This window comes from Nocardia salmonicida NBRC 13393 (assembly GCF_001613085.1).
In the GTDB taxonomy this organism is placed as follows: domain Bacteria; phylum Actinomycetota; class Actinomycetes; order Mycobacteriales; family Mycobacteriaceae; genus Nocardia; species Nocardia salmonicida.
Genome location: NZ_BDBR01000009.1, coordinates 186,483 through 199,043 on the forward strand (window position 1 = coordinate 186,483; position 12,561 = coordinate 199,043).

At 67.4% G+C, this 12,561-nt stretch carries 15 protein-coding genes; 9 read left to right on the forward strand and 6 right to left on the reverse strand.

Annotated elements, in window-relative coordinates:
* Positions 1-42 precede the first annotated feature (42 nt).
* Positions 43-483 carry a MerR family transcriptional regulator gene (locus NS1_RS10680; RefSeq protein ID WP_063816111.1) on the forward strand — a complete coding sequence of 147 codons (441 nt, stop codon included), beginning with the start codon at positions 43-45 and terminating at the stop codon, positions 481-483.
* Here NS1_RS10680 and ftsX read toward each other — a convergent pair.
* The 6 genes from ftsX to NS1_RS10705 all read right to left on the reverse strand — a co-directional run bounded on the left by ftsX (position 455) and on the right by NS1_RS10705 (position 5,250).
* Complete coding sequence (gene ftsX, locus NS1_RS10685; protein WP_056812613.1) at positions 455-1,357, reverse strand: permease-like cell division protein FtsX; 903 nt, start codon at positions 1,355-1,357, stop codon at positions 455-457. The genes NS1_RS10680 and ftsX overlap by 29 nt on opposite strands.
* Complete coding sequence (gene ftsE, locus NS1_RS10690) at positions 1,357-2,046, reverse strand: cell division ATP-binding protein FtsE (protein WP_056812609.1); 690 nt, start codon at positions 2,044-2,046, stop codon at positions 1,357-1,359. Before ftsE ends, ftsX begins: the two co-directional genes overlap by 1 nt.
* Positions 2,047-2,100: 54 nt before the next feature.
* A complete protein-coding gene (locus NS1_RS39950) occupies positions 2,101-2,256 on the reverse strand; it encodes an Rv3103c transmembrane domain-containing protein (protein ID WP_156677405.1) in 156 nt (51 codons plus the stop codon).
* Positions 2,243-3,100 carry a mechanosensitive ion channel family protein gene (locus NS1_RS10695; RefSeq protein WP_056812606.1) on the reverse strand — a complete coding sequence of 286 codons (858 nt, stop codon included), beginning with the start codon at positions 3,098-3,100 and terminating at the stop codon, positions 2,243-2,245. The genes NS1_RS39950 and NS1_RS10695 overlap by 14 nt, the downstream gene beginning before the upstream one ends.
* Positions 3,101-3,228: 128 nt before the next feature.
* Positions 3,229-4,347 (reverse strand): peptide chain release factor 2, encoded by a 1,119-nt coding sequence (prfB, locus tag NS1_RS10700; RefSeq protein ID WP_056812604.1) that lies wholly within the window; start codon positions 4,345-4,347, stop codon positions 3,229-3,231.
* Positions 4,348-4,392: 45 nt separating this feature from the next.
* Entirely contained in the window at positions 4,393-5,250 is an 858-nt protein-coding gene (locus tag NS1_RS10705) for a helix-turn-helix transcriptional regulator (RefSeq protein ID WP_062983785.1), read from the reverse strand.
* A 141-nt stretch (positions 5,251-5,391) separates the two neighbouring features.
* Between NS1_RS10705 and NS1_RS10710 the strand changes: the two genes are divergently transcribed.
* The 8 genes from NS1_RS10710 (at position 5,392) to NS1_RS10745 (ending at position 12,561) form a co-directional block, all read left to right on the forward strand.
* On the forward strand, positions 5,392-5,973 hold the full coding sequence (locus NS1_RS10710) for an NADPH-dependent FMN reductase (protein WP_062984092.1): 582 nt from the start codon (positions 5,392-5,394) through the stop codon (positions 5,971-5,973).
* Between the two features lie 38 nt (positions 5,974-6,011).
* The gene (gene hisN / locus NS1_RS10715; RefSeq protein ID WP_062984094.1) at positions 6,012-6,797 is read left to right on the forward strand and encodes a histidinol-phosphatase; all 786 of its coding nucleotides are present in this window, start codon (positions 6,012-6,014) and stop codon (positions 6,795-6,797) included.
* A gap of 94 nt (positions 6,798-6,891) precedes the next feature.
* On the forward strand, positions 6,892-8,883 hold the full coding sequence (gene recQ, locus NS1_RS10720) for a DNA helicase RecQ (protein WP_084503642.1): 1,992 nt from the start codon (positions 6,892-6,894) through the stop codon (positions 8,881-8,883).
* Positions 8,884-8,983: 100 nt separating this feature from the next.
* Positions 8,984-9,217 carry a WLR motif membrane protein gene (locus NS1_RS10725; protein ID WP_062983787.1) on the forward strand — a complete coding sequence of 78 codons (234 nt, stop codon included), beginning with the start codon at positions 8,984-8,986 and terminating at the stop codon, positions 9,215-9,217.
* A gap of 310 nt (positions 9,218-9,527) precedes the next feature.
* A complete protein-coding gene (locus NS1_RS10730) occupies positions 9,528-10,142 on the forward strand; it encodes a YdcF family protein (RefSeq protein WP_157125164.1) in 615 nt (204 codons plus the stop codon).
* Positions 10,143-10,237: 95 nt separating this feature from the next.
* Positions 10,238-11,176 carry an acyl-ACP desaturase gene (locus NS1_RS10735; RefSeq protein ID WP_062983791.1) on the forward strand — a complete coding sequence of 313 codons (939 nt, stop codon included), beginning with the start codon at positions 10,238-10,240 and terminating at the stop codon, positions 11,174-11,176.
* 48 nt (positions 11,177-11,224) lie between these two features.
* Complete coding sequence (gene smpB, locus NS1_RS10740) at positions 11,225-11,698, forward strand: SsrA-binding protein SmpB (RefSeq protein WP_056812582.1); 474 nt, start codon at positions 11,225-11,227, stop codon at positions 11,696-11,698.
* Positions 11,698-12,561 (forward strand): DMT family transporter, encoded by an 864-nt coding sequence (locus NS1_RS10745; RefSeq protein ID WP_174562641.1) that lies wholly within the window; start codon positions 11,698-11,700, stop codon positions 12,559-12,561. Before smpB ends, NS1_RS10745 begins: the two co-directional genes overlap by 1 nt.

The following is a 12,561-nucleotide window of genomic DNA, read 5'->3' on the forward strand; positions in this document are numbered from 1 at the left end:
TGACATGGGTGTGAAGGTCAAGCCGAAGATGCCGGTGATCACATGCTGATCGGTGAATTGGCGCAACGCACCGGGGTCGCCACCCGGCTGCTGCGCTACTACGAGGAGCAGGGTCTGCTGCACCCGCACCGCGACGGCAACGGGTACCGCAGCTATCCCGCGTCGGCGGTGACCACGGTCGCCCGGATCCGGGAACTGCTGGCCGCGGGACTGAACACCGATGACATCGCCCTGCTCATGCCGTGTGCCGAGGAGGCGGGGCCGGTGCAAGCCTGTGAGATGTCGGTGCGAATCATGGCCGAGCGAACCGCCGAACTGGAACGGCGCATCGCCGACCTGGACCGCCAGAGATCCGAACTCGCCGCTCAACTCGGCGCGAGCCTCGCCCATGCGGGGGGACAGCCGCTGCCGGACCTGAAGTGGCACCCGGCATCGACCGTCCCGCACACAGGCTCTATTCGCGCACGTAGTAGCGCAGGGTGAGGTAGGCGGTGACGGCGGCGAAGACGATGCCGACGGGGGCGATCGTCAGGGCCACCACCGCGATGTCGTCGCCGGTGATGCGCGGGAAGACGTTGCTGTCGAACAGTGGGCCCAGCGCCCGGTCGATCACCAGCGGCCGGGCGATGACCAGGCCGAGGACCGCGAGTACCGAACCGACGAAGGCGGCCGCGACCGCTTCGAGGAGGAACGGTAGCTGGGTATACCAGCGGGTCGCGCCGACCAGTCGCATGATGCCGACTTCCGTGCGCCGCGTGAACGCGGCGATCTGCACCATGTTCAACACCAGCAGCATCGCGGCCAGGGCCATCACCAGCGCCAAACCGAACGCGGCATTGCGCAACCCGTCGAACAGGCTGGTGAGCCGGTCGACGAACTCCTTGTCATTGGCCACGATCCGCACGCCCGGCCGGGTCGCGAAGCTGTCGTAGATGTGCTGGTACTGATCGGCGTCGGTCATCTTCACCCGCAACGAGGCAGGCAGCGGTGAGTCGGAGATGTACTGCACCATCTCGGGCTGATCCGCGAACAGCTTCTTCGCCTCTTCCAAGGCGTCGGCGCGGTTGAGGAACTGCACGCTCTCCACGCCCGAGGTCTGCTTGAGGTCGGCGAGCAGTGACTTGCACGGGTCGGCGGCGCAGTCGGGATCGGTGTCGGAGACCGCGTCGTCGAGGTAGAAGCGCACCTCGAGGCGGCCGATGAAGAAGTTCTCGGTCTTGTCGGCCATCCGCACCGACAGCATGCCGCCGCCGAGCATCATCAGCGACACCGCCGTGGTCAGGATCATCGCGATGGTCATCGTGAGATTGCGGCGCAGGCCGTCGACGATTTCGGTGAACAGGAAACTCAGTCGCATTATCGACCCACCCCGTAGACGCCGGTCGCTTCGTCGCGCACGAGTCTGCCGTGGTCCAGTTCGACCACCCGCCTTCGCATGGCGTCGACGATGTGGTTGTCGTGGGTGGCCATCAGCACCGTGGTGCCGACGCGATTGATCCGTTCCAGCAGGGCCATGATGTCGGCGCTGGTATCGGGGTCGAGGTTGCCGGTCGGCTCGTCGGCGAGCAGGACCAGCGGCCGGTTGACGAACGCGCGCGCGATCGCGACCCGCTGCTGCTCACCGCCGGACAGCTCCGAGGGCAAGCGCTGCCCCTTACCGCCGAGCCCGACCATGTCGAGCACCTCGGGCACCGTCCGTTCGATGAACTGACGTCGCTTGCCGATCACCTCCAGCGCGAACGCGACGTTCTGTTCCACGGTCTTCTGCTGCAGCAGCCGGAAATCCTGGAACACGCAGCCGATTCGCTGCCGCAACTTGGGCACCTTGCGCCCCGGCAACTTGTCGACCCGGAAGTCGGCGACCCGGATCTCGCCCGATGTCGGCGCCTCTTCCTTGAGCAGCAGTCGCATGAAAGTCGACTTGCCCGAACCGGACGGGCCGATGAGGAAGACGAACTCGCCTTTTTCCACATCGACGGAAACATTGTCCAGCGCCGGTCGCGTCGAGGTCGGGTACGACTTGCTGACGTTGCGCATGGTGATCACGGGGAGCCAGTGTAACCAGCGATGGGGGCGTCCCGGCCGGACGCGACGCGCCGATCAGCGCTCGGGTTCGGAATTCACCCAGGTCGGGACGGCATTGAGGAACGTCGTCGGGCCCTCGGCCGTGGTATCGGTGGGCTTGACGAACAGATACACGACGAACGTCGACAGCCACGCCGCCATCAGGATCGCTGTGGACTTACGTGGTTTCACTGATTCCCTCCTTACGCAGGGCCGCGGCGACGCGTACGCGCAGTTCGCGACCCACTTCGAATTGTTTGCCTGGCAATGTGCGGGCAACCATCCGGATGTTCATCACCTCGAGCGAGAGATCCTCGACACCCATCACCGACGGCTCGTCGAGCAGAAGCGGTTTGAGGCGGCGATCCTCGTAGGCCTTGGTGCAGACCGCGTGCAGGATCTCGTTGATCTTGGTGATGTCGGCCTGCGCGGACACCGGGACGTCGATCGCGGCGCGCGCCCAGTCCTTGGACAGATTGGTGACTTTCACGATCTGCCCGTTGGGGACGATGATCACCTCGCCGTCGGAATTGCGCAGCGTGGTGATGCGCAGAGTCACGTCCTCGACGGTGCCCTCGGCCACCTCGGCGGAGCCGGTGACCGAGATCTGCACCACGTCACCGAAGCCGTATTGGCGCTCGGTGATCAGGAAGAACCCGGCCAGGATGTCCTGGACGATGCGCTGCGCGCCGAAACCGAGCGCGGCGCCGAGCACCGCCGCGGGCGCGACAAGTCCGGTCACCGCGAAGCCGAGCCTGCGGAGCACCTCCATGCCGACCAGCACGTACACGATGGTCAGCACCACCCACGTGACCACTTGGGCCAGCGCGTGGCGGTGCTTGGCCGCTTCGGTGCGCACCAGGGCATCGCTGGTCTGGAAACCCGAGTCGATCTTGGTGGTAACCCGGTCGCGTAGGAACGCCGCGAATCGGCCGAACAGCATCGCGCCGACGATCAGCAGAACGATTTCGAGTCCGCTGGAACGCATCCAGTCGCTGATCTCGGGTCCGCTGCTGGCCGCGAGGACGTCGGTCATCGCGTCTCCTTCATGGACCTGCACAGGCACAGTTTCGGTTCGGTCGAACGCACACCAGAAAGGTTACAGGTCGGTCACGGCGTGCGGTCAAACGTGCTGAAGCGCACGGTTTGTGAGCGAATCGCTGGCTACGCGTCGTCCTGATCGCGCATCCGCCAACGGATTCCGGATTCGATGAACCCGTCGATGTCACCGTCGAGCACTGCGGTGGGGTTGTTGACTTCGTGGTTGGTGCGCAGGTCCTTGACCATCTGGTACGGGTGCAACACGTACGAGCGCATCTGGTTGCCCCACGAGGCGCCCTCGTTGGTCTTGAGCGCGTCCATCGTGGCGCGCTCCTCCTGGCGCTTGCGCTCGAGCAGCTTGGCCTGCAGCACGCGCATGGCCGAGATCTTGTTCTGCAGCTGCGACTTCTCGTTCTGGCAGGTGACGACGATGCCGGTGGGGATGTGGGTCAGGCGCACCGCGGAGTCGGTGGTGTTGACCGACTGGCCGCCGGGGCCCGACGAGCGGTACACGTCGACCCGGATCTCGCCCTCGGGGATCTCGATGTGGTCGGTCGTCTCCACGACGGGCAGGACCTCGACCTCGGCGAAGGAGGTCTGGCGGCGACCCTGGTTGTCGAACGGGCTGATCCGGACCAGGCGGTGCGTGCCCATCTCCACCGACAGGGTGCCGTAGGCGTAGGGCGCCTTCACCGCGAAGGTGGCGCTCTTGAGGCCCGCCTCTTCGGCGTAGGAGGTGTCGTAGACCTCGACGGGGAACTTGTGCCGCTCGGCCCAGCGGATGTACATGCGCATCAGCATCATCGCCCAGTCGGCGGCGTCGACGCCGCCGGCGCCGGAACGGATGTTGACCAGCGCGTCACGCTTGTCGTACTCGCCCGAGAGCAGGGTGCGCACCTCCATCGCCTCGACGTCGACGCGCAGTGCGGCGCGCTCGGCATCGGCGTCGGCGGTGGCTTCGGCGGCGGCCGCGTCTTCTTCGGCCTCGGCCAGTTCGTAGAGCACCGGCAGATCCTCTAAGCGCTGGCGTAGGTCCTCCACGCGGCGGAGTTCGCTCTGCGCGTGCGACAGCTCACTGGTCACCTGCTGGGCGTGTTCCTGGTTGTTCCACAGCTCGGGATCGGCGGCCTGGTGCTCGAGTTCGTCGATGCGGCGGCGTAGCTCCTCGACATCGAGGACCGACTCGACCGTCTTGAGCGTGGTGTCGAGTTCTGCGAGGTCGGCGATAACGTCAGGATGCACGATTTCCTAGGCTACCGGTCGCCTCCGACACCGCGCCCAATCGGCTCAGCTTGCGATGGACCGTAGGCCGCCGGGGCGGCGTCCGACCAGCTGGTCGAGGGCGGTCGCGCTGGCCTCGTCGGCGGGGAGCAGGACGTAGAGCGACTGGTCGTCGTCGATGGACAGATCCAGCGATTCGTAGGCCAGCCGCAGCGTGCCCGCCTCGGGATGGCTGAGCCGGTTGATCCCACCCGAAGGCGGGAGACCGGGCAGGGTCGCGAGGCGATCGGTGAAGGCGCTGCCAGCGGTAACGGTGAGTTCGTCGACCAGGGCGGCGACCATCGGGTCGGCGCGGAACGGGCCCTGCTTGAGCGAGGCGACCAGCTTGTCGGCGGCGGCGTCCCATTCCGGGTACAGCTCGCGGGCGCCCGGATGGGTGAACACGAATCGAGCGACATTGGCGGGTTCGCCCTGCTCGAACAATCCACTGGGCGCCATCAGCTTCCGATAGCCCTCGGTGCAGGCCAGGATCTCGGTGAATCGGTTGGTGATCGCGGCGGGCGCCGGTTCGAGCTGGGCGAGGACGGCCAGGATCGTGGGGCGCACCGTGCGGTTCGGCCCCTGCTCGGCGGCGCCGCAACTGAAACCGGACGCGCCTTTGGAGAGTTGGTGCAGGTGGACGCGTTCGCGAGGACTCAGCCGCAGCGTCTCGGCGAGCGCGGACAACACCTGGGCGGAGGGATGACTGTCGCGGCCCTGTTCGAGCCGGATCAGGTATTCGACACTGACGCCCGCGAGCATCGCGACCTCCGCGCGGCGCAGACCCGGCGTGCGCCTGCGTTGACCGACCGGCAGCCCGACCTCGGCGGGGGAGACCGCCTCGCGGCGGGTCCGCAGGAACAGCCCGAGTTCGTTGTCGCTCACCTCATCGACGGTACCCAGCCCGGCGCACCGGAGAGTGGCCGTGCCACTACCACTCTCAGCGTGGTCTCCCTGCGACACTCGCGATCCGCGAGATTTGGTGGCACCGGCCGATCGGGCCGGTTCGACGACGAGGAGAACATCGTGTCCACACTGAAGCTCGCGATCATCATCGGCAGTGTCCGCGAAGGCCGATTCGGCCCCGTGGTCGCGAACTGGTTCGCCGAGCAGGTCGACGACCGCTTCGAGGTCGACATCATCGACCTCGCCGACACCGCGCTGCCCGCCCTGCCCGCCGCGCCGCCCGCGCTGGACCCCGACCCGGTGCGCCCGGCCGACATGCGCGACCTCACCGACCGACTGGCCGCCGCCGACGCCTATGTGATCGTCACCCCCGACTACAACCGCAGCTACCCGGCAGCCCTCAAAGCGGCCATCGACTGGCACTTCACCCAGTGGGACGCCAAGGCGATCGGCTTCGTCGGGTACAGCGGCAGCTCCGGTGGACTCCTGGCGATCGAGCACCTGCGCCAGGTCTTCAACGAACTCAACGCCCACACCGTGCGTAACTACGTGTCGTTCCCGCGCTACTACATGCTCTTCGACGAGAACGGCAGCCTCCGGGACCCGCAGGAGCCCGAAGGCGCCGCCGAGGCACTGCTCGATCAGTTGCACTGGTGGACAAGCGCCCTGGTCGCCGCGAAAACAGCCGAGGTCGTGGCCTGACCACCGTTCTCGCACGGCTCGGCGAATACACTCTCCGCGTGGCTGCCTACTCCGCTGACCTGGACCTTGCCCTGCGACTGGCCGACCAGGCCGACGACATCTCACAGGAGCGCTTCGGCGCCGTCGACCTGAAGGTCGACTCCAAGCCCGACCTCACCCCGGTCTCCGATGCCGATCTCGCGGTGGAACAGCTGATCCGCCGCGTCCTCGCCGAGGAGCGCTCCGGCGACGCCGTCCTCGGCGAGGAATTCGGTGGAGACGCCGAGTTCAGCGGCAGGCAGTGGGTAGTCGACCCGATCGACGGCACCAAGAACTTCGTCCGCGGCGTGCCGGTGTGGGCCAGCCTGATCTCCCTGCTCGAAGACGGCGTTCCGGTGGTCGGCGTGGTGAGTGCGCCCGCACTGGGTCGGCGCTGGTGGGCCGCCGCCGGTTCGGGTGCGTGGGTGCAGGTCCACCCGGGGGCGCCCAAGCCGATCTCGGTGTCCGCGGTCGCCGACCTCGACGCCGCGAGCCTGGCCATCTCGAGTCTGTCCGGCTGGCACGAGCGCGGCCTGCGCGAGAAGCTCATCGATCTCACCGACGAGGTCTGGCGAGTTCGCGGCTACGGCGATTTCTTCAACTATTGCCTGGTCGCGGAGGGTGCGGTGGACATCGCCGCCGAGCCGGAGGTCTCCCTGTGGGATCTGGCCGCCCTCGACATCCTGGTCCGCGAGGCGGGCGGCACGTTCACCTCCCTGGACGGGCGTTCCGGTCCGCACGGCGGCGACGCCGTGGCGACGAACGGGCTGCTCCACGACGAGGTCCTGCCCCGTTTGCGGGGGTGAATCGAGTTATCCACAGGTGAGCAACTTCGGCATCCGCCGCCGTCGGCTCCGGTCGACGGGCTGCACGACCGGCGCTCGCTCGTAGGATGGCCCGGTGAGCAATTCCGGCGCCACAGCCCCCGATGTCGACGACTTCCCGCCCGAAGACTTCCCACCCGACGACGCGTATCCGTCCGATGGCGGTTACGTCTCCGAGCACGACTTCGCCGATACCGGCGGCTTCCACTTCGACGATCTCACCCCGGCCACCCCCGGCCGGGTCGCGGCTCCCGATCGCGGCGAAACCGCCGACGAAGTGCTACGCCGTGTCTTCGGCTACGACAGCTTCCGTGGCGACCAGGCGGCCATCGTCGAACAGGTCGTGGGCGGTGGCGACGCGCTGGTACTGATGCCGACCGGCGGTGGCAAATCCCTCTGCTACCAGGTCCCTTCGCTGGTGCGCGATGGCGTCGGCGTCGTCGTCTCTCCGCTGATTGCGCTCATGCAGGACCAGGTCGACGCACTGAGCGCTCTCGGCGTGCGGGCCGGGTTCCTCAACTCCACCCAGTCGCCGGATCAGCGGCGAACCGTGGAGGCGCAGTTCGTGTCGGGCGATCTAGACCTGCTGTATCTGGCGCCGGAACGGCTACGACTGGAAGCCACGCTGCGGCTACTCGACCGCGGCAAGATCGCGCTGTTCGCGATCGACGAGGCGCACTGTGTGTCGCAGTGGGGCCACGACTTCCGGCCCGACTACCTCGCGCTGTCGCTGGTGCACGAGCGCTGGCCCGATGTCCCGCGCATCGCGCTCACCGCGACCGCCACCGAGAAGACCGCCGCCGAGATCGTCGAACGGCTCGATCTGGGCGCCGCGAAGCAGTTCATCTCCAGCTTCGACCGACCCAATATCCAATACCGGATCGAATCGAAGAACCGCGCCGACCGTCAGCTGCTCGACTTCATCCGCGCCGAGCACCCCGGCGACGCGGGCATCGTCTACTGCCTCTCGCGCAATTCGGTCGAGAAGACCGCGGCCATGCTCAACGAGAACGGCATCCGCGCGGTGCCCTATCACGCGGGCCTGGACTTTCGGACCCGTGCCGAGAACCAGTCCAGATTCCTGCGCGAAGACGGCCTGATCGTGGTCGCCACCATCGCCTTCGGCATGGGTATCGACAAGCCCGACGTGCGTTTCGTCGCCCACCTCGACCTGCCCAAATCGGTCGAGGGCTACTACCAGGAGACCGGCCGCGCGGGCCGCGACGGTCTGCCGTCGACGGCCTGGATGGTCTACGGCCTCAATGATGTTGTGCAGCAACGCAAGATGATCGATTCCAGCGAGGGCGACGCCGCGCATCGCAGGCAGCTGCAACTACACCTCGACGCCATGCTCGCCCTGTGCGAGACGGTTGGTTGCCGTCGCGCGCGGCTGCTCAACTATTTCGGCCAGACCGGTGGCACCTGCGGCAATTGCGACGTGTGCCTGAACCCACCCGAAACCTGGGACGGCACGGTGCCCGCCCAGAAGCTGCTGTCCACGGTGCTGCGGCTCAAACGCGAACGCGGACAATCCTTCGGCGCGGGCCACCTCGTCGACATCCTGCTCGGCAAGACCAACCAGAAGATCACCCAGCATCGCCACAACGAGCTCTCGGTGTTCGGCATCGGAACCGATCTGCGCGATACCGAATGGCGCGGTGTGGTCCGGCAGCTGCTCGCGGGCGGCCTGCTCGCGGTACAGGGCGAATACGGCGTCCTCGCACTCACCGACGAGAGCAACGAGGTGCTGTTCGAGGGCAGGAAGGTGCCGATGCGGCGTGAGCCCGAACGCGCCGCCCGGCCCGCACGCAGCTCGCGATCGGCCAAGGCGACCGTCGACCTGCCCGCCGCGGACGTCGGACTGTTCGAGCGGCTGCGGGCCTGGCGTGCCGCCACCGCCAAGGAACAGGGCGTGCCCGCCTACGTGGTCTTCCACGACGCCACCCTGCGCGAGATCGCCGCGCGCAAACCCGCCGACCTCGCCGCACTCGGCACCGTCGCCGGCGTCGGCGAGAACAAATTGGCCCGCTACGGGGAGGGGGTGCTGGCGACGCTGGGCGAGGAGTAGGGCGCACCTCCGCTGTCGCCCCGCGCCGCCCACAAGGGTGTACACGCGCGGCGGAAAGGAACCCGCACCGAATCGGACGACCCCGAGTTACTGTCGAGTCATGGCGAATGGTGAAGGCTCGGACGACGATACGTCGGGCAGCAGCCCGAGTCCGGGCGCCGATGCCCCGACACCTCCCATGCCGCACCGCCACATCGACCCGGTCGTCGCGCCCAGCCTGCTCGGCGCCCACCACGGCGTGATCCACCGCGGCAGGCCACGCTGGTCGACCATCGCGCTGATCGCGATCTTCACCACCGCCTTGGTCCTCTACCTCGTGCTGAGCCCGGGCTGACGTCCGCGGCCCACCGACCGATCGCCCACGTTTCGGCAATTTCCTATGCGCCGCTGTCGGATTCAGTGCTGCCTCACTGATGGTCGTACTCCGCTGATCGCTGCGGTGCCTGCCGTTCGATCGTGCGCTACCTCGACCCGACATCCGATTCCGGAAATTTTGCGATGCCCTGCACCAGAATCGGCCGACATGCGCATGTGAGTTGTCGTAGCCGCAGGTCAAAGGGATACCTGCCGATGCCTCCCCGGTGCACCGTTGCCGAGCGGGACCGATCACTGTGGATCGGCCCGAGCTCGAGGAGGCGACGGCAATGGTGCGGTGGACTTGGAGTAAGCGTGTGGTGTGCGCCGCGATAGCGGTAACCGGACTGGCCTTCGTGCCGGTCCCCGCCGGTGCCGACCTACCGGCCCCACCCGGTCTCGACTTGGCGCGGGTTTTGGGCACGCCCGTCCTGCCCGGCATCTACGGCCCCGATACCGCGGTGGTGGTGCTCGGCTACGGCCTGACACCGGAGGGCACGATGCGCGAGGAGCTGGTCCGACGACTGCGCGCCGGCTTGGCCCAGGCCGTCTTCGCACCCTGGTCGCCGATCATCGTCACCGGGGGCAATCCACAAGCGGGTCTGTCCGAAGCTGACGCAATGGCCGACTGGCTGGTGGCCGCAGGCATCGACCAGAGCCGGATCCTGCGCGAATCCGAGGCCGAGTCGACGGTGGCCAATGCCCGCAACACGGCATCGATGCTGGCCGAAAGGGGTTTGCGCTCGGTCGTCCTGGTCACCTCGGAGGACCACATCGCCCGAGCCAGAGGCGCATTCTTCGATGCGGGCGTGCTCGTCGTCGGCGACCTCACCCCCGACCGCGCCCAGTGGGAATCGGTGCCGCTGCACGTCGGTGGCTTCGGCCCCCATCAGGGGAGGCTGTGACCGATCATCGCCGCGGTGTCGACCGCATGATGAGTAGTCGCGGAAATCTCGGCAATCAGGCAGAGAACCGACCTCCGGCCTCGTAACGTCGACCCATGACGCTCCACCTGTCCGACAGCGACATCCTCGCCGAGCTCGAGCCGACGGCCGAAGCCAACCTCAACGACCACCTGTCCAAGGCCAAGATGTGGCACCCCCACGACTACGTGCCGTGGGACGAGGGTCGCAACTTCGCGGCCATGGGCGGCGACGACTGGGACCCCGAGCAGTCTCGACTGAGCGAGGTCGCCAAGGCGGCGATGATCACCAACCTGCTCACCGAGGACAACCTGCCCTCCTACCACCGCGAACTCGCCGACACCTTCGGCTTCGACAACGCCTGGGGCACCTGGGTCGGCCGGTGGACCGCCGAGGAGAACCGTCACGGCATCGTCTTGCGTGACTACCTCGTGGTGACGCGCGCCGTCGACCCGGTCGCGCTCGAAGAGGCCAGGATGGCACACATGACCGCGGGGATCGCCAAGCCCGAGAAGGGCTCCCAATTCCTCAAAGGCGTCGCCTACGTCACCCTGCAGGAACTCGCGACCAGAATCAGCCACCGCAACACCGGCGCCCTGTGCAACGACGCGGTCGCCGACCGCATGCTGGCCCGCATCGCCGCCGACGAGAACCTGCACATGGTCTTCTACCGCAAGCTCTGTGCCGCGGCCCTCGAGCTCACCCCCGACGCGGCCATGCAGGCGATCACCGACGTGATCCTGCGGTTCCAGATGCCCGGTCTCAACCAGCCCAACTTCCGCCGCAACGCGGTCATGCTGGCCAAGCACGGCGTCTACGACCTGCGTCAGCACCTCGACGTCGTCCTGCGTCCGACCCTGCGCACCTGGCGGGTCTTCGAGCGCACCGATTTCGGCCCCGAAGGCGAACTCGCGCGCGAAGAGCTGCACACCTACCTGCTCGACCTCGAGGTCAAGGCGGCCCGTTTCGAAGAGCAGCGTGACCGCGCCATGGCCAGAGCGGCCGCGCGGGTCTGAGTCAGCCATGGAATAAAGCGCTGGCGCCGTCACTTACAGTTGACCGTTATGAGGGAAAAGGGGCGCAAGGTCATCGCGACCAACCGCCGGGCGCGGCACAACTACACGATCCTCGACGTCTATGAGGCGGGGATCGCGCTGGTCGGCACCGAGGTGAAGAGCCTGCGCGAAGGCAAGGCCTCCCTGGTCGACGCCTTCGCGACCGTCGACCACGGTGAGGTCTGGCTGCGCGGGCTGCACATCCCGGAGTTCAGCCACGGCACCTGGACCAACCATTCGCCGCGCCGCACCCGCAAGCTGCTGCTGCACAAGCGCGAGATCGAGCACCTGGTCGGCAAGTCCCGCGAGGGCAACCAGACGCTGGTGCCGCTGTCGATGTACTTCTCCGACGGCAAGGTGAAGGTGGAGCTCGCGCTCGCCAAGGGCAAGCAGGACTACGACAAGCGTCAGGATCTGGCTCGCAAGCAGGCCGAGCGCGAGGTCACCCGCGAAGTAGGTCGGCGGGTCAAGGGCATGCGTTAGTGCTGTCGGTCGTGCTCGCCCTCGTCGCGGCGGCGGGTTACGGAGTCAGCGATTTCTTCGGCGGGATCGCGGCGCGCAGGGTCACCGCATTGCGGGTGGTCGTGGTGTCGTACCCGTTCTCGGTGCTGTTGGTCTTGTTGATCGCGCCGCTGGTCGGCGGGCACGCCGATACCGCGTCGATGATGTGGGGCCTGGCCGCGGGCGTGGCCAGCGGCTTGGCGGTGTGGTGGTTCTACGCCGCGCTCGCCGACGGACCCATGTCGGTGGTGTCCCCGCTCACCGCGGTGCTGGTCGCGGGCATCCCGGTCCTCGCCGGATTCTTTCTCGGCGAGCGGCCCGGGTCGGTAGCGATCGCGGGCATCGCCGTCGCTCTGGTCGCGGTGGTGCTCGTCAGCCGGGAGGCGCCCGACGAAACCACCGAGGAGATCACCGGCGGCAGGCAACTGCGTTTCACCCGCCGAGTCGCGCTTCTCACCGTCGGTTCGGGCGCGGCCTTCGGTTTCGCGTTCTACTTCCTGCATGAAACCGAGGCGAGTGCCGGCCTGTGGCCTCTGCTCGCCCAGCGTGTCGCGGCGACAGCGGTTGTGTGGACCTCGGCGCTGGCAGCAGGTGAATTCCGTGGCCTGCACGGCGAACCGCTGCGCCTGGCCCTGGCAGTCGGCGTGCTCGATGTGATCGCCAACGCCGCACTGCTCTACGCCTTCCACGGCGCGATGCTCTCGGTGGTCAGTGTGATCGGCTCGCTGTATCCGGCGGCGACCGTGCTGCTGGCGATGGTCCTGCTCGGCGAACGCATCAGCGCCACCCAGAAGGCCGGCATGGTGCTCGCTCTCACGGCGGTCGCCATGATCGCCGTGAACTGA